We start from the raw sequence: 16,896 nt of genomic DNA, 5'->3' as shown, positions 1-16,896 counted from the left end.
GCGCTAGCGGCTCCGGATCCGTCGGACGACCGTCCCGGCACGGTCGGCGAGCCGGACCACCCGTCGGGCACGCATCCGGGCGAGCTCGGCGTCACGGTCGGCGGTCTCGCGGATGGCGGCCTCGGCACGTTCGCGCTCGAACTGCACCGCCGACCGGAGCGTGTTCGCGGTGGCCTCGCCGGCCCGGACCTCGTCCTCGAGTTCCTCGATGCGCAGGTCGCGCCCGGTGAGCGCACGCCCCAGTGTCCGCAGCCGTGCCAGCTCGGCGACGGAGACGAGCGGATCCGTACCGGCGTCGACGGCGGGCGACGCGGCACGCCGCAGGACCTCCGCCACACCGTCGTCACGGGTGAAGGGGCCGGCCTCGGCCTCCTGGTCGGTGACGAACCGCAGCGCGAACGTCGGCTGCAGCACCCCTTCGTGCAGCCGGCGGTAGTCCCGCATGCCGTGGTGTCGCGGGCTCGGGGACAGGTCGGGGTTCGCGTCGTAGGCTCGGCCGCTCACCTCGACCCGGTGCTCGTACTGCTTCCAGGACCGCCACGGCAGGTGCAGGACCTCGAGACGGAGGTCCTCCGGGACGGGGGCGCCGTTGGCGACGCTGACCTGGTGGTTCCCCTGCACGACGGTGACGTCGGGCGTGCCGACGTGGATCGCGTTGGTGGTGGGCGGCGCGATGAGCCCGGCGGCGCGGAGCTCGTCGAGCGACCGTTCGTCCCGCCAGTGCAGCCGTTCGATGCCACCGCCCGACTTCGCCATCCGACCGGTCAGGTTGACGACCGGCACCGTGAACGCCCCGATGACCGGGTCGAGCTGCTCGAAGACCTGCCGCACCGTGCGCGACCGGTCCACCGGGATGAGGAACTCGTCGGCGTCGGCGTTGACGACCCAGTCCGCGTGGTGCACGGTGGCGGCATCCCGGGCCATGCCGGTGACGACGGTGCCCTGCTGCTTCCGGTGCACCGGGTCGTGCCGCAGGTCCACCGTGACGTCGTCGCGTTCGGCGAACGCGGCGAGCAGCTCGGCCGTGCCGTCCACGGATCCGTTGTCGGTGATGACGAAGACGTCGAACCCCTGTGCGACGTGGTAGTCGAGCCAGGCGGGGACGACGTCCGCTTCGTCGCGGACCATCAGCGTGACGGCGAGGATCATGGGCACTTCCGTTGTCGGGGGAGAGGGGCAGGGCGCAGCGCGGGGATCGAGCGACGATACCGCGTCAGCGGGTGTGGGTCGCGCGGGCGCGCACGGCGAGTGCGGCACGGAGCGCGACCCGCAGGGGCCACAACCACCACGCCGAGTACTTCTGTGCGAGGAACCGGTAGGCGCTCTCGTGGTGCGCCTTGCGCATCCGTTCGGACGACCCCTGTGTCGCGGTGCCGCCGATGTGCGTGGCGCTCGCGGCGGGTTCGTACACGTTGCGGAGACCCGCTCGGCCGATCCGCCAGCCGAGGTCGACGTCCTCGAAGTACATGAAGTAGCCCTCGTCGAACCCGCCGAGGCGGTCGTAGACGTCACGACGGACCAGCACGCACGCCCCGGACAGCCATCCGGCGTCGCGACGTCCGGAGTGGTCGCCGTCCTGGCGGTAGCGCTTCGTCCAGGGGTTGCCGGGCCACACGTTCGCGAAGACCGCGTGGCCGAGGCCGGTACGCAGCGACGGGAGCAGCCGGGCGGAGGGGTAGACCTCTCCGGAGGGCTCGAGCAGCCGGGGGCCGACGGCGCCGATCGACGGGTCCGCGGCCGCGGTGGCGATCAGCCGGTCGAGGGCGAGCGGATCGAGCACGACGTCCGGGTTCGAGACGAGCACCCACCGGACGTCGGGGTCGAGCGTCGCGACCGCACGGTTCGCCGCGGCACCGTACCCGCGGTTCTCGTCGAGCTCGAGGAAGCGCGCGCCGGCGTCCTCGGTGATGCGGCGGAGTGCCGACGCCTGGGCGGAGTGGTTGTCGGCGACGACGACGTCGACGGGTCCGGCGCTCGCGGCGGCGGTCGACGCCAGGAACGGCGGCAGCACGTCGACGGAGTCGTACGAGACGGTGACGATCGCGGCGCGCTCGCTCATGCGAACACCCCCAGGTGCGCGCGGGCGCACGCCGCCCAGGTGAACCCGTCCGCACGGGCACCGGCCCGCGCGACGCGGTCGGCACGAGCGACGGGGGTGTCGGCCAGCAGGCGCTCCAGGGCGTCGGCGATGGGTCCGGCGTCCGGTTCGGTGTAGGTCACGGTGTCGCCGCCGATCTCCGGGATCGCGAGGCGATCGGTCGTCAGGACGTCGGCCCGGGACGCCATCGCCTCGAGCACCGGCAGGCCGAAGCCCTCGGCGATGCTCGGGTACGCGACGATCCGGGAACCACCGAGGTACGCGCGCAGCTGCTCGATCGGCAGGTAGCCGAGGTACCGCAGGGGCGCCCCGGGCACGTCGCCGGCCGTCTCGAGCGCCCGACGGGCCTCGTCGTCCCAGCCGAGGCCGCCCGCGACGAAGAGCGTCGGCACGGCACCGTCGTGGCGTTCGGCGACGGCCTGGTGTGCGGCGATGAGCTCGGGCACGCGCTTGCGGGGTTCGACGGTGCCGAGGAACGCGATCCAGTCCTCGCCGTCGGCGATCCGGTGCGCGGTCCGGAAGGCCGCGACCTCGTCCGGGGTGGGAGCGTGGAAGGTCTCGGCGTCGACGCCGAGGTGCGCGACGACCGTCGCTCGGCGTGCGTGGCCGGCGAGGCGGTCGAGTTCGCGCACGGTCGCGGCGCTCGGCGCCACGGTCGCGCGGGCGAGCCGGCGTGCGAGCCGTGTCCAGGTGCGGAAGAACCGGACCTTCAGCCGCGAGTGCGCGGCCGGGTCGCTGAAGAACGTCGCGTCGTGCAGGGTGACGACCGTCCTGGAGGCGCGGATCACCGGGAACGTGTAGTGCGGGCTGTGCAGGATGGTCGCCCCGCTCCGCCGCACGGCTCCCGGCAGGCCGATCTGCTCCCACACGAACCGCAGCGGACGGGACGCGGTCCAGCCCGGCGCCGCGTGGTACCGGTGCGCCGGCGCGAGGCCGCGGAGCCAGTCGAGGTCGTCCGACTTCGCGATGACGTCGACGCGGACGTCGAGGTCCGCGAGCCCGGTGAGGAGCCCCGAGATGTACCGGGCCACCCCGCCGCGGTTCGGCGGGACCGACGTGGCGTCGATCAGCACCGGGAGTTCCCGCACGTCAGCCCTTGACCTGGCGTTCGGTGGTCTTCGTCCACGCGATCCCGGACTGGGTGTCCTCGTCCACGACCACGAAGCGTGCGGCCTCGCGCTCGATGACGATGTGCTCCCCGTTCGGCTTCGCGAGGAAGACGTGCACGAAGTACTGCCCGCCGCCGAGCCGCAGGTCGTGGAGGTGCCACTCGACGGTCGCCGTGCCGCGGAGCGGGTCGTGCCGCACCTGCGTCTGGCGGCTGTCGATGCCGAACGCGGGGTTGCCGAGGTGGTTCTCGATCTTGATGCCCGCGCGCCACTCGGGCAGGACGTCCTTGTGCGAGAACGTCGCACGGATCACCAGGTCGTCGCCGTGCTGGTGCTCGGCACCGGGAGCGCGGCCGGGGATCTCGAGCTCGACGCGCTCGACCTTGCCGGGGTTGGCGTCCTCCTCGGGGTGCGCGGCCTCGGCCTCGGCGATGCGCCGACCCTCGAGGATCTCGCGGAAGTTCTTCACGGCCAGGCGGGCCGAACCCTGGAACTTCACCTCGCCGTGGTGCAGCACGACGGCCGAGTCGCAGAGCTCCTGCACCTGGCCGAGGGAGTGCGACACGAGGATGATCGTGCGACCTTGCTCCTGGAACTCGCGGATCTTGTCGAGGCACTTCTTCTGGAACTGCTCGTCACCGACGGCGAGGACCTCGTCGACCAGCAGGACGTCGGGGTCGGTGTTGATCGCGACCGCGAAGGCGAGTCGGACGTACATGCCGGACGAGTAGAACTTCACCTGGGTGTCGATGAAGTCGCCGATGCCGGAGAACTGCAGGATGTCCTCGAAGCGGGCCTCGGTCTCCTCCTGCGTCTGGCCGAGGATCGCGGCGTTCAGGTAGACGTTCTCGCGACCGGTCAGGTCGGGGTGGAACCCGGCGCCGAGCTCGATGAGCGCGGCGAGGCGGCCGCGGCGTTCGACCGAACCGCTCGTCGGCTCGAGGATGCCGCCGATGGTCTTCAGCAGCGTCGACTTGCCGGAGCCGTTCGGGCCGAGCAGCCCGATCGTGGTGCCGGCGGGGATGTCGAGGCTGATGTCCTTGAGCGCCCAGAAGTCCTCGCTGTGCCGACGGCCGGCGCGACCGAGGGTGACGATGCGCTCCTTGAGGGAGTTGTCCTTGCGGATCGTGAAGCGCTTCGAGACGTTCTTCACCGTGACGACGGCGGGGGCGTCGGTGAACGGGGACCGGGTCTCCTGCGAGATGTCGTTGTCGATGCTCATCGGATCAGATCTCCTGGGCGAAGTTGCCCTGCAGCTTGGCGAACACCCGCTGGCAGACCAGCAGCGCGACGAGGCCCACGACGCCCGCGACGACGAGACGGAGCAGCAGGTGCGACGGGTACTCGGAGTCGGCGCCCGCGGTCCAGAACGCACGGTGGATGCCGAGGACCGCCAGGGTGATCGGGTTGGACGTGTAGATGCTCAGCAGCCACTCGGGTGCACGCGTGGCGACCATCTGCCAGCTGTAGACGATGGGGGAGCCCCACATCAGCAGCAGCACGAGGACCTCGACGAGGTACTGCATGTCGCGCAGGTAGACGTTCGCGGCGGCGAGGAGCAGCGCGAAGGCCGTGGCCCAGATGAGGATCACGATGGTCGCGGGGAAGAAGTACAGCAGGTCGAGGCGGACCCAGGCGAAGCCGCTCTGCAGGATCGCGGCCGCGAGCAGCACGATGAGCTGCACGCCGAAGTTGAACAGCGCGGCACCGACGCTCGCCAGGGGGTAGATCTCGCGCGGCAGGTAGATCTTCTTGATCAGCCCGGCGTTCCCGACGATCGATGCGGTGCCGGCGGCGACGATCTCGCTGAAGAGCCCGTAGAGGGTCAGCCCGGAGAACACGTAGATCGCGAACTCGGGGATGTTCCGCGACGCGCCGAGGATCTGGCCGAGCACGAAGTAGTAGATCGCCAGCTGGACGAGCGGGCGGATCAGGGTCCACGCGAACCCGAGCGCACTGTCCTTGTACCGGGACTTGAGGTCACGACGGATCAGCAGGTCGAGCAGCTGCCGGTGCGCGAAGATCTCGCGCAGGGACCCGATGACGGCGGTGGCCGGGCGGCCTGCCGGGACCATCCGTTCTTCCCGGAGGCGCTCGAACCGCTCGGTGACGATGTTGCTCAAAAGTGGTCCTTACGTTCGACGCGGGCGACGGACAACTGTACATCGACGGCCGTGGGCGGCCGCCGGACGTCAGCGACCGTTCTTGCTCTCGCGCATGATGCGCACGCGGTTCTGCACCTTGTCGCGGAGTCCGGAGACGCCGTTCTCGCGGAGGTACCAGGTGGCGAGGCGCACGTCGCGGGAGATCCCGTGCCGGCTGTTCGCGATCTGGTGGAACTGCAGCTCGCGCTGGCGTGCGGGGCTGAGCGCGATGCGCGGACGGCCGCCCGCCGCGACGGACCCGGCGGGGACCGCGGCCTCGTGCGCGCGGTCCGCGGCGACGTGCGGGTCCTTGCAGAACTCGACCAGCGGCGCGAGGGCGCGCTCCCAGGTGAAGTCCGTGCGGACCCGGCTCACCGCGGCGCGTGCGGCTGCGGCGGCCTCGGGGTCGTACAGCATCGACTCGAGTGCGGCGGCGAGGCCGTCGACGTCGCGCTCCTTGACCGCCACGCCCATGCCCTCGGCGGCCACCAGGTCGCCGAAGCTGTCCCCGTCGGTGGTGACGATCGGCAGGTTCGCCCACATGTAGTCGAGGATGCGGGTGCGGAACGAGAAGGTCGTCTCGATGTGCGCGAAGTGCGTGCTGACACCCGCGTCGGCCTCGAGCAGGTAGTTCTGCCGGTCGTCGAGGGCGACCCACTGCTCGTTGAAGAACACGTGCTTGTTCGTCAGGCCGAGCTGGTCGCTGATGCGGCGGGTCTCGGAGACGATCGCCATCTCGGGCACGTCCGGGTTCGGGTGCGCGACGCCGAGGAAGAAGAGCCGGATGTCGTCGTGGGTCTCGGCGACCTTCGCGACCGCACGGACGAGCGACGGGGTGTCGAACCAGTTGTAGATGCCGCCGCCCCAGATGACGACCTTGTCGTCCTCGCCGATGCCGGGCGTGACGCCACGGATGGCCTTGCGCTCGTGCTCCGGAGGGGTCGAGTCCATGCCGAACGGGGCGATGGCGATGAGCTTGTTCAGGTTGTCGTCAGCCAGGTAGTTGTCCGGGTTGACGCGGCCGACCCCGGCGAGCTGGCCGAGCCAGAACAGGCGCTGCCGCTCCGAGGCGCAGAGGAAGAAGTCGCCGCGCTCGAGCTGGGCGTTGATGACCTCGGTGGTGCTCGTCACCTGGTTGCGCCAGCCGACGTCGCCGTTGTCGCGTGCCTGCTCGAGCTGCTCGAGGTGCATCGGGTCGTACAGGTCGACGACCATGATCTTGTTCGACCGCTGGAGCGTCTGGAAGTGGTGGAGTGCGTAGCCCTGGAAGAAGATGACGTCGGCCCACTCCTCGTGGTCCTTCATCGTGCGCTCGTGCTGCAGCGGTACGCGGGACACCTCGAAGGTGTCGGACTTGCGGTTCGCGACGTTCCACGTCACCAGACGGACGTCGTTGTGCTCGCTCAGGGCCTCGGCGATCTTCCACGCCCGCATGCCCGGACCCGCCATCTTCTCGCCGAGCGCGTCCCCCGTGATGACGAGCACGCGGTTGCGGTGCATGGGCTGCTCGACGTCGAAGGCCTCGATGATGGCCTGGTAGCCCTCGAGGAAGTAGCCGTCCTCGAACAGCGGCTTGAAGGCGTCGCCGAAGAGGCGGAAGACCTCCTTGTCGGTCTTGACGCGCTGCCCCTGGATCCGACGGCGGTCCTCGGACAACCGGGGGAGGTCGGCGACGAACTGGTCGAGCGCGTAGAGGCCGGCGACGGCCTCCTTCGACATCGGCGTCGTCGGGTCGAACTCGTCCGGGGCGCCGGTGAAGCGGCGGATGTCGAACTCGCCGGAGTCGCGACCGCTCTTCGCGACCGCACGGCGGGCGAGGAGTGCCAGTGCGGCGGGGAGGAAGGTGCCGAGGTTCTCGTCGGAGAGGTTCTTGTAGAGGAGGTGGAGTGCGTTCCGCTCGAGCAGGTACATCTCGCGGTGGTCGCCGAACGACTTCATCGAGCCGTGGTGCTTGTGGTAGACGACCGAGCGTGGCGCGAACCGGACGCGGTAGCCGAGCAGGTTGAGGCGCCAGCCGAGGTCCACGTCGTCGTAGAACATGAACAGGCCTTCATCGAAGCCGCCGACCTCGAGGAAGACGTCCCGGCGGACGAAGAGCGCCGACCCGGTGCCGAAGAGCAGGTCCTGCGGCTCGTCGAAGCGGCCGTCGTCGAGTTCGGCGATGTGGTTCTTGTAGCCCATGCCGAACCAGCTGAGGCCGGACTCGACGAAGTCGATGGTCTGGCCCTCCCAGTCGAGGACCTTGCTCGCGACGGCGGCGACCCGGGGGCTCGGGGCGAACCCGGCGACGCCCTCCTTCACCCAGTTCACGTCGGGCTTGGCGTCGTTGTTGAGGAAGGCGACCACGTCGCCGGTCGCCTCGCGCGCGCCGAGGTTGCTGCCGCCGGTGAAGCCGAGGTTCTCCTCGGAGACGATGATCCGGACGTTCTTCTGCGCGCCGAGTGCGGCGCGGAGGCGGGCCTCGCTGTCGTCGCCGGAGCCGTTCTCGACGACGACGATCTCGAGGCGGTCCGCCGGCCAGTCGACCTCGCTGAGTCGCGCGATGCACTCGAGCGTGTCGTCCGTGCCGCGGAAGTTGATGACGACGACGGAGACGCGGGGTGCGAAAGTGGACACGGAACAGACTCCATACGTCGGCTTGCGGTGACACCCTCGGACCACCGGGCCGGAGGGCGGCACCACTATACCCGGCGGTCCCGCGGGCCCCGGGCGGCGGACCGGACTGGGAGACTGGGGTCGTGGACGTCTCCGTGGTCATCGTCGATTGGCACCAGCCCGAACTCACCCGCCGCGCGGTCGACTCGGTGCGGTCGCAACGCGTCGACGCCGAGGTCGAGGTCGTGCTCGTGGTGAACGAGGCCGACGACGCGACGGTCGCGGCCTACCGCGCGGACCTGCCGTCGGTGGTGCTCGTCGCAGAACCGACGAACGCGGGGTTCGCCGGCGGGGTCACCGCGGGGATCGCCGCGGCGTCGGGCCACGTGGTCGTGCTCCTCAACAACGACGCCGTCGCGGACCACGGGTTCCTCGACCGCGGGCTCGGTGTGCTCCGCGCCGGCGGTCCGCGGACGGCTGCGGTCGCCGCCACGGTCGTGCTCGAGGGCGGGTTCGTGCCGGCGCCGCCGGGGACGTCCTCGGCGGACGACCTGGTGGCGGCCGACGGTCGTCGGTGGCGCCGTGACCCGGCGGGCCGCACGCTCGTCAACGGCACGGGGGTCGTCGTCGACCGGTCCGGCAACGGCCGTGACCGCGACTGGCTCCGCCCGCTGCAGGACGCGCCGGAACGGACGCCGCTCTTCGGGTTCTCCGGGGGAGCGGTGTTCCTCCGACGGGACGCGCTGGCTGAGGTGGGCGGCTTCGACCCGTCCCTCTTCATGTACTACGAGGACCTCGACGTGTCGTGGCGGCTCCGGCTCGCCGGGTGGGAGATCCGGCACGCTCCGGACGCGGTGGTCGTGCACCGGCACGCCGCGAGCTCCGGCAGCGACTCGCCACTGGTGCGCTACCAGAGCATGCGGAACCGGTTGGCGGTCGTGCTGCGGAACGCGTCGGCCGGGTTCGCGGTGCGCGTCGTCCTCCGAACCGCCGTGCGTGCGGTCGCGGACGTCCTCCGCCCGTCGTCCGCGCAGCTGACGCGGGCGCAGTGGTCGCGGCTCGTCCGGGAGGCTCCTGCCGTCCTCCGACACGCTCGTCGCGCCCGGCGCGCGGACGGTGTGCCGGCCGCCGCGCGTCGCGCGGTCGAGACGGCGATGACGGGTGGAGACTGAACGCGACCACAGGCGCCCCCGGCGCGGCCCGGACACCTGCCGGGGGTGCGATCGGCGGTGTTCCCGCACCGTGCCTCCCGTTCGGGGGAAGGACCGGGGGCTGTGTAACCACTGTGATCGAGGTAGCCTGACGTGACACGTGTGACTCGGCTGCGATCAGGATCAGCCGAATCGGGCCGCTCGGGAACCGGGCGTTCGCGCGTGCACATCGCCCGTCGACGCCCCCCAGGAAGGCCCCCGACGTGAAAAAGGTCATCGCGATCGCTGCCAGCGTGCTCGCCGTCGCCAGTGTGCTGATCGGCCTGCAGGTCGCCGGTCTCTCGGCGTCCCAGGACAGTGCGTCCGCGCTGAGCGGGTCGTCGTTCCAGGCCGGGAACATCATCACCGACGCGAACTTCTACGACGGTCGTTCGATGACCGAAGCGCAGATCCAGTCGTTCCTGAACGCGCAGATCGGCACGTGTTCCTCGAAGTCCTGCCTCAACGTCGGCCGGTACTCGCTCAACAGCCACGGCGCCGACGCCATGTGCAGCGCGGTCACCGGCGGCTCGTCGTTGACCGCCGCGCAGATCATCGCGCGCGTCGGGGCGGCCTGCAGCATCAGCCCGAAGGTGATCATCGTCACGCTCCAGAAGGAGCAGACGCTGATCAACGGTTCCATCGCCCGCAACCCGTCCTCCGCCGTGCTCGCACGAGCGATGGGCTACGCCTGCCCCGACACCGCGAACGGCGGCTGTGACCCGGCGTACTCCGGCGTCGGCAACCAGGTGTACTGGGCGTCCTGGCAGTGGAAGCGGTACGGCAACCCCGCCGGCACGAGCAACTACTTCACGTGGTTCGCCCCGGGCGGCAACCGACAGATCCAGTACAACGTGCCGACCTCGTGCGGCACGAAGACCGTGTACGTGTCGAACAAGGCGACCGCCGCGCTGTACTACTACACGCCCTACACGCCGAACCAGGCCGCACTGAACAACCTGTACGGCACGGGCGACGGCTGCTCGGCGTACGGCAACCGCAACTTCTGGCGCCTCTACAGCGACTGGTTCGGGTCCCCGACCGCGTCCGCGAAGCCGATCGGCAAGCTCGACTCGGCGCAGGACGCCGGCGACGCCGTGCAGGTGCGCGGCTGGGCGATCGACCCGACCACGGCCGCCTCGACCCGGGTGCACGTCTTCGTCGACTCGACCGGCGCCGGCTACACCGCGAACGCCACCCGGACGGACGTGGGCAAGGCCTACCCGGGCTACGGCGACGCGCACGGCTTCGACCTCACCATCGCCGCGAGCCCCGGCAAGCACACGGTGTGCGCAGCGGCGATCAGCGTGGACGGCACCCGGAACACGAGCATCGGCTGCAAGACCGTCACGGTCACCAAGGCATCGCCCGACGGACGGGTCGACCAGGTCGGCGCGGTCATCGGCGGGATCAAGGTCCGCGGCTGGACGTACGACCCGGACCAGCCGAAGGCCGCGCTCGCGGTGAACGTGGCGATCGACGGCAAGACCACGAAGCTCACCGCCGACGACGTCCGCACGGACGTCGGGAAGGCGTACCCGGCAGCGGGCTCCGCACACGGCTACGAGGCGGTCATCCCGGCTGCCAGCGGCGCGCACAAGGTCTGCATCACCGCCGTGAACGTGGGCAACGGCCGTGACACCCTCCTCGCCCCGTGCACCACCGTCCGATCGGTGGCGTCGGTGCCGGACGGGCGCATCGACTCGGTCACGGCCGTGGCCGGCGGCATCGCCGTCCGGGGCTGGGCCATCGACGGCGACACCGCGTCGCCGATCAACGTGGACGTCTACGTCGACGGCGTCGGGCGACGCATCCCCGCCAACGTCGCACGGTCGGACATCGGCACCGCCTACCCGGCCTACGGCGCCGCCCACGGCTACCAGACGACCATCGCCGCCGCTCCCGGGCCGCACACGGTCTGCGTCTACGCGATCAACACCGGCGCGGGCTCGGGCAACCCCACCCTCGGCTGCCAGACCGTGCAGGTGGGCAGCTCGCCCGTCGGCCGGCTCGACTCCGCCACTGCGGTCGCCGGTGGCGTCGCCGTGCGCGGGTGGGCGTACGACCCGGACACCAAGGCCGCCCCGATCTCGGTGCACGTCTACGTCGACAGCGCGGGCACCGCGCTGAAGACCGGGCAGGCGCGCGACGACGTGGCGAAGGTCTACCCGGCTGCCGGTGCGAAGGCCGGCTACGGCGCGACCATCGCGGCGGCCAAGGGGGCGCACCGGGTGTGTGCCTACGGCATCGACCCGAACGGCGGACCGAACACCACGCTTGGCTGCGCGTCGGTCACGGTGCGGTAGCTCCTCCCCGTAGGATTCCTCACCGTGCACAGAACCGACCGCGCCCCCATCCGCTCCACCGGCCGGGAACGTCTGACCATCACGGCCATCGTCCTGGCGTTCGTCGGCGTCCTGGTCGTGTGGGCCTCGCTCCAGCCGATGTTCGGCTCGCCGGACGAGATCGCGCACTGGGACGCGGCGGTCCAGGTCGCGATGGGCCACGGCTGGCCCGACCCCGCGCACCTCAGGCTGCTGGCCGCCACCCGTGCCGCCCAGGCCGAGGGCATGTCCTTCCTGCAGACCGACCGCCCGACGCTCGAGGCGCTCCTCGCCGCCGCGCCGGGCAACGGTTCGACGAACCAGATGACCCAGCACCCGCCGACCTGGTACGCCATGGCCGCCGGTCTGCTGCACCTCATCGGGTACATGCAGCTGCGCTGGGACGTCGACCTGTTCGCGCTCCGGCTGATGAACGTCGCCGTGCTCTCGACGCTGCCGCTCGTCGTCTGGGCCGCCGTCCGCCGGGTCACCCGGTCGCCCCGCACCGCGCTCGTCGCGGCAGCCTCGCTCCTGCTCATCCCGCAGGTCGGGTTCATCGGATCGTCCGCCACCAACGACACCCCGGTGATCATCCTCGGCGCCGTCGTCGTGTGGCTGGTCTGCCGAGTGCTCACCGGCGACCGGGGCGTCCCCACGCTCGTCGCGCTCGCACTCGCCACCTCGGCAGCGGTCGCGTTCAAGGCGACCGCGCTGCCCCTCGTGCCGTTCGCCGTGATCGCGGTGATCGTCGCCGGCTCCGGGTGGAGCCGATGGCTGCGCGGCGCGGTCGTGCTCGTCGTCCCCGTCGTCACCACGTCGTGGTGGTGGGTCCGGAACGTCCTGGTCTTCCACACCCTCCAGCCCGCCGGGCTCCCGCAGTCGATCCAGCGGACGGAGTTCCCGCCCGGGGAGGGCCCGGACCTCGGCGGGTTCGTCAACACCGAGTGGAACCGGGTCACGAACTCGTTCTGGGGGCAGTACGGACTCCTGCAGTACCCGTCGAGTCCCATCGTCATCGCGGTGCTCAGCGTCGTCGCGATCGGCGTCGTGCTCGTCTGGGGCTTCCGCCGAGGGTCGCGTCGGACCGCCTGGCTGCTCGCCCTCCTGCCGCTGTTCACCCTCGTCGCCGGCCTGCAGAACAACTGGTCGACCTACCTGCGCACGACGACGATCGGCGGGATCCAGGGGCGCTACTACTTCGTCCTGGTGGGCGTGCTCGCGGTGCTCAGCGCGATCGCGTGGCGGCGGTTCGTGCGGGTCGAGCAGGACCGCAGGCGACTCGGGCGCACCGTCGTCGTGGTGGCCGCGCTCATGACGGTGTACGGCTGGTCCGTGGCCTACCGCGGCTACTACGAGGCGTTCCACCTCAAGGTCACGTGGAGCGGTCTGCGGACGCTGACGCACCTCACGCCGATCGGCCGTGAGGGGTTCGCCCTGGTGGTCGGCGTCGCACTGCTCCTGCTCGCGGTCGCGGTGGCGCTGACCCTGTCGGCGCTCCGGACGCCGCGGGTCCTCGCCGCCGAGCCGGCCACCGGCACTCCCGTCGTCCCCGTCGCCCCCGTCGCCGACGAACGCGCGACCGCTGCCCGCGTCGACGACGATCGGGCGTCTGCCGCCCACGTGGACGACGAACGGGCCACCGCCGCCCACGTCGACGACGAGCGGGCCGTCGGCGCGGTCGACGACGAACGAGCCACCGCCCGCCCGGCCGACCCGGCCGTCGACCGGGCCGCGTCCTGGCCGTCCGCGGACGACCAGCCCACCCGCGTCAGCACCGTCGACCGCGGCGAGCCGCAGCCCGACCACCGGCCGGTCCTCTAAGCTTGTCGACCGTCATCGGTCCGACCGCCGGTGGCGGAAGCAGGCAATGAGCAACCACCAGGCACCGCGCACGCTCGTCATCGTCCCGACCTACGACGAGGCGGAGAACATCGGCCCGATCACCGCGGGACTGCACCGGGTGCTGCCCGAGGCGCACGTCCTCGTCGTCGATGACGGCAGCCCGGACGGCACCGGTGACCTCGTCGAGGCGATGGCCGCCGAGGACCCGCGCGTACACCTGTTCCGACGGCGCGGCAAGGGTGGGCTCGGCAGTGCGTACGTCGCCGGCTTCCGGTGGGGTCTCGAGCGCGGGTACGACCTGCTCGTCGAGATGGACGCCGACGGGTCCCACCCCGCCGACCGGCTCCCCGCGATGATCGACGCCGTGGTCGGCGCCGACCCCGCGGACGACGTGCTGCTCGCGATCGGGTCCCGGTGGACCACGGGCGGCGCGGTCGTCGACTGGCCGCGGCACCGCGAGGTCCTCAGCCGCGGCGGCAACGCCTACGCACGGTTCATGCTCGGCCTCGACGTGCACGACGTCACCGCGGGCTTCCGGGTCTACCGTGCCGACGCGATCGCGCGGATGGCCCTCGACACCATCGACTCGAAGGGCTACTGCTTCCAGATCGACATGACCCTCCGCGTGCACGACCTCGGCGGCGCGGTCGTCGAGGTCCCGATCACGTTCCGCGACCGGGAGCGGGGCGAGTCGAAGATGAGCCGCGGCATCGTCGCCGAGGCGATGCTCCGCGTCACCCAGTGGGGGATCGCCCGACGCGTCCGACGGCTGCTCGGCCGGGGTCGGTCGTGACGGCGCCCGCGCTCACGACGAGCGCGCGGCACGAGGCGCCGCGCCCGGGCCGGCGGGACGTGCTCGTCACCGCCGTGGGCGCGGTGGTGATCGCGGTCCTCTCGACGGTGCTGCTCTGGTTCCGGCTCGGTCCGACGACCCGCGGGCTCGCCTGGGCGGAGGACTCGGGGAAGTTCCTCAACGAACGGCTGCAGCTCGGCGCCGTCCCCACGCTGCTGCACCCGTACGAGGGCTACCTGCACCTCGTCCCGCGCGTCGTCGTCGACCTCGCGGTGCAGTTCTTCCCGATCGAGTCGTACGCCGTCGTCGTCGGCGGGATGAGCTGCGCCGTGGTCGGGCTCGTCGGCGCCGCCGTGTTCGTCCTCGCCCGCGGAACCGTCCGGCGCCTGCCGCTGCGCGTCCTGCTCGCCCTCGTGCCGGCGATCACCCCGCTCGTCCCCGTGGAGATCGCGGGCAACACCGCGAACCTGCACTGGTTCCTGCTCTTCCTCGCGCCGTGGGTGTTCCTGTACAAGCCGAGGTCGTGGTGGTCCTCGGCGGTCCTGACCGTCATCGCGCTCGCGATCACGCTCACCGAGATCCAGGCGGCCGTGTTCCTGCCGCTCTTCCTCCGGCACGTCCGGAGCCTGCGCTCGGTCCCGCCGGTCGTCGCCGGGGTGCTCGGCGCCGGGGCGCAGGTGCTCACCACGCTGCTGTTCCCGCGGACCGAGCCGGTGCTGCCCGCGCCTCGGCAGATCGGCGGCCCCCTCGACCTGCTCGCCGGCTTCTCGTCGCAGACGGTCGCGGGCAGCTGGGACGCGACGGTCAAGAACGTCGGGATCGCGGTGGAGGCACACGGCTGGTGGGTCGTCGCCGTGCCGGCCGTCCTCGTCTACGCGGTCCTGGTGCTCGCGGTGGTCCGCGCGACCCGTGGCGAGCGCTGGGTCCTCGTCGCTCTCGGCGCGGCACCGCTCGTGGTCTGGTTCGCCGCCTTCACGGTGAACACCGTGGTCTCGAACTGGTTGACCCTGCCGACGCTGCCGCCGTACCGGTACGCCGCGGCGGGTTCGATGTTCCTCGTCGCGGCCACGGTGGTCGCCGCCGACGCCTTCACCGCCCGGCGCGGGGTCGTCCTGCCCGTGCTCGGATGGTTCCTCGTGCTGGTCGTGGTCGCGGCCGCGGTGCTGAACCTGCAGCCGCAGACCCGGCGGGACTTCGCGACGGTGCCGGCGTGGTCGACGCAGGTGCAGGACTTCCGCCCGGCCTGCGTCGAGGACCCCGGGGGTGTGGCGAAGATCCGTGCCGCGCCGGGACAGCCCAAGTGGGACGCCCTGGTGCCCTGCCGTCTCGTCATCGCGGGCTGACGCGCCGGACGGGCGTCGTGCCTCCCGGCCGCGCCGCGGACGACCGGATGCCGATTCGCCGGACCGGCACCGTGCCTCCCGGCCGCGCTGTGCGCGATCGGAGGCCGACGCGCCGGACCGTCCCGCTCCTCCCGACCGCCGTCAGGTGCGCGGCAGGTGCCGCCGCCACGACCGCCGTCGCGCGGCGATCACGAGCACGGCCACGAACACCATGAGCCCGGCGCCGTGCAGCAGGTAGCTCTCCGCCGTGCTCGTGACCCCGAGCAGGACGAGGACCGCGGCGGGCCAGACGTACGCGACACCGGGGAAGGTCGTCGCCGTGACCCACGCCCGCGCGAACGCGAGGAGTGCGGTGATCCCGAGCAGGATGGTGCCGGCGAGCCCGATCTGCAGCCACGCGTCGATGAAGGCGTTCAGCCCGGAGGTGAACCGGTGTCCGGCCGGGTCGACGAACGTGGCGTAGGGCACGACGACCTCGTGCGGCCAGGTGCCGACCCATCCCCAGCCCTGGATCGGGAACTGCCCGATGAACACGCGGAGCTGCGACCAGAGGTCCAGACGCGTTGCCGTCCCACCGGCGGCCCCGATCTCGGCGAGGATGCGGTGCCGGGCGAGCACGCCGACGACGATCATGAGCAGCACCGCGCCGCCGAGGACGCCGTTGACGACCGGCCTGGTCGTGGGGCGTGCGTGCCGCAGCGACCACAGCGCCAGCGCGGTCACGGCGAGGGCGATCATCGCGAGGCCGGTGATCGGGGACTGCACGAGCATGAGCGCGATGACGGCGAGGGCCGTGGAGCCGATCGCGCGCCACATCGTCACCGACCGGGTGAGGAACTCGACGACGAACGTGACGAGGGCCATCGCCGCGATGAACCCCATGAAGTTCCGGGTGCCGCCGATGCCCTGGATCGGCCCGCCGTACGCGATGTTCCCCTGGATGTCGAACGCGGGGAACGGGACGTCGAGGACGAGGCCGGACAGGACCTCGAGGCCGAGCGCGACGACGAGCAGGATGCGGAACGCGTCCCCGGAGGCCCGGATCACCTGCACGAGGTCGCGGCCGAGCGCCAGGTAGAGCCCGAGTCCCGCGAAGCACACCGTGGCGACGAGGCCGCGCAGGGCGACCCAGGAGTACTCGCTCCAGAGGACGCTGAGCGCGCAGTACCCGATGAAGGCGAGCAGCGACAGGGGGAGGACGCCGTGCCACTCGATGCGGTAGCGCTGGCCGAGCAGGCTCAGGCCGGCCAGCACGACGAGCGTGACGAGGACGGCCCAGGTGCCGGCGGGCCCGACGAGGGTCTGCACCGTCGGTTGGCCGAACGCGAACAGCAGGACCACGGTCGCGAGGGCCTGGCTGAACCGCCCGCCCGCCGAGAACCCGATCCAGGCGGACAGGTAGCGGCGTGCCAGCACGCGCTTCGTCAGCCGTCCGTCCGTCACCCGTCCATCTTGGCG

At 71.5% G+C, this 16,896-nt stretch carries 12 protein-coding genes; 5 read left to right on the top strand and 7 right to left on the bottom strand.

The genetic code is table 11. The features are described from left to right. Nucleotides 1-3: 3 nt before the first annotated feature. The 6 genes from ACRQ4B_RS13840 to ACRQ4B_RS13815 all read right to left on the bottom strand — a co-directional run bounded on the left by ACRQ4B_RS13840 (nucleotide 4) and on the right by ACRQ4B_RS13815 (nucleotide 7,967). Entirely contained in the window at nucleotides 4-1,149 is a 1,146-nt protein-coding gene (locus ACRQ4B_RS13840) for a glycosyltransferase family 2 protein (RefSeq protein ID WP_439691980.1), read from the bottom strand. A 64-nt stretch (nucleotides 1,150-1,213) separates the two neighbouring features. After that, on the bottom strand, nucleotides 1,214-2,059 hold the full coding sequence (locus ACRQ4B_RS13835; protein ID WP_439691979.1) for a glycosyltransferase family 2 protein: 846 nt from the start codon (nucleotides 2,057-2,059) through the stop codon (nucleotides 1,214-1,216). Then, nucleotides 2,056-3,186: a glycosyltransferase family 4 protein gene (locus ACRQ4B_RS13830; protein WP_439691978.1), complete on the bottom strand. Its 1,131-nt coding sequence runs from the start codon at nucleotides 3,184-3,186 to the stop codon at nucleotides 2,056-2,058. The genes ACRQ4B_RS13835 and ACRQ4B_RS13830 overlap by 4 nt, the downstream gene beginning before the upstream one ends. Before the next feature lies 1 nt (nucleotide 3,187). Beyond that, the gene (locus ACRQ4B_RS13825) at nucleotides 3,188-4,429 is read right to left on the bottom strand and encodes an ABC transporter ATP-binding protein (RefSeq protein WP_439691977.1); all 1,242 of its coding nucleotides are present in this window, start codon (nucleotides 4,427-4,429) and stop codon (nucleotides 3,188-3,190) included. A gap of 4 nt (nucleotides 4,430-4,433) precedes the next feature. Next, nucleotides 4,434-5,330: an ABC transporter permease gene (locus tag ACRQ4B_RS13820; protein ID WP_439691976.1), complete on the bottom strand. Its 897-nt coding sequence runs from the start codon at nucleotides 5,328-5,330 to the stop codon at nucleotides 4,434-4,436. 69 nt (nucleotides 5,331-5,399) lie between these two features. Further along, nucleotides 5,400-7,967, bottom strand: coding sequence for a glycosyltransferase (locus ACRQ4B_RS13815; RefSeq protein ID WP_439691975.1), 2,568 nt, complete (start codon nucleotides 7,965-7,967; stop codon nucleotides 5,400-5,402). A gap of 122 nt (nucleotides 7,968-8,089) precedes the next feature. Here ACRQ4B_RS13815 and ACRQ4B_RS13810 point away from each other — a divergent pair, with 122 nt between their 5' ends. The 5 genes from ACRQ4B_RS13810 to ACRQ4B_RS13790 all read left to right on the top strand — a co-directional run bounded on the left by ACRQ4B_RS13810 (nucleotide 8,090) and on the right by ACRQ4B_RS13790 (nucleotide 15,438). Next, nucleotides 8,090-9,118, top strand: coding sequence for a glycosyltransferase family 2 protein (locus ACRQ4B_RS13810; protein WP_439691974.1), 1,029 nt, complete (start codon nucleotides 8,090-8,092; stop codon nucleotides 9,116-9,118). Nucleotides 9,119-9,360: 242 nt separating this feature from the next. Beyond that, nucleotides 9,361-11,442, top strand: coding sequence for a hypothetical protein (locus tag ACRQ4B_RS13805; RefSeq protein WP_439691973.1), 2,082 nt, complete (start codon nucleotides 9,361-9,363; stop codon nucleotides 11,440-11,442). A 24-nt stretch (nucleotides 11,443-11,466) separates the two neighbouring features. Continuing rightward, nucleotides 11,467-13,281, top strand: coding sequence for a DUF2142 domain-containing protein (locus tag ACRQ4B_RS13800; RefSeq protein ID WP_439691972.1), 1,815 nt, complete (start codon nucleotides 11,467-11,469; stop codon nucleotides 13,279-13,281). 46 nt (nucleotides 13,282-13,327) lie between these two features. Then, nucleotides 13,328-14,095 (top strand): polyprenol monophosphomannose synthase, encoded by a 768-nt coding sequence (locus ACRQ4B_RS13795; protein ID WP_439691971.1) that lies wholly within the window; start codon nucleotides 13,328-13,330, stop codon nucleotides 14,093-14,095. Beyond that, the gene (locus tag ACRQ4B_RS13790) at nucleotides 14,092-15,438 is read left to right on the top strand and encodes a hypothetical protein (RefSeq protein WP_439691970.1); all 1,347 of its coding nucleotides are present in this window, start codon (nucleotides 14,092-14,094) and stop codon (nucleotides 15,436-15,438) included. Before ACRQ4B_RS13795 ends, ACRQ4B_RS13790 begins: the two co-directional genes overlap by 4 nt. Nucleotides 15,439-15,579: 141 nt before the next feature. On the opposite strand, the gene ACRQ4B_RS13785 is transcribed toward ACRQ4B_RS13790, so the two are convergent. After that, nucleotides 15,580-16,881 carry an O-antigen ligase family protein gene (locus ACRQ4B_RS13785; RefSeq protein WP_439691969.1) on the bottom strand — a complete coding sequence of 434 codons (1,302 nt, stop codon included), beginning with the start codon at nucleotides 16,879-16,881 and terminating at the stop codon, nucleotides 15,580-15,582. Nucleotides 16,882-16,896: the final 15 nt, after the last annotated feature.

The organism is Curtobacterium sp. SP.BCo, from assembly GCF_051903265.1.
Lineage (GTDB): Bacteria > Actinomycetota > Actinomycetes > Actinomycetales > Microbacteriaceae > Curtobacterium.
Note: the sequence above shows the minus strand (reverse complement) of the source record. Positions and strands in the feature narration are given on the sequence as shown.

Coding starts and splice junctions, on each gene's coding strand:
- ACRQ4B_RS13840 (WP_439691980.1), bottom strand. CDS start 1,149: ATGATCCTCGCCGTCACGCTGATGGTCCGCGACGAAGCGGACGTCGTC.
- ACRQ4B_RS13835 (WP_439691979.1), bottom strand. CDS start 2,059: ATGAGCGAGCGCGCCGCGATCGTCACCGTCTCGTACGACTCCGTCGAC.
- ACRQ4B_RS13825 (WP_439691977.1), bottom strand. CDS start 4,429: ATGAGCATCGACAACGACATCTCGCAGGAGACCCGGTCCCCGTTCACC.
- ACRQ4B_RS13795 (WP_439691971.1), top strand. CDS start 13,328: ATGAGCAACCACCAGGCACCGCGCACGCTCGTCATCGTCCCGACCTAC.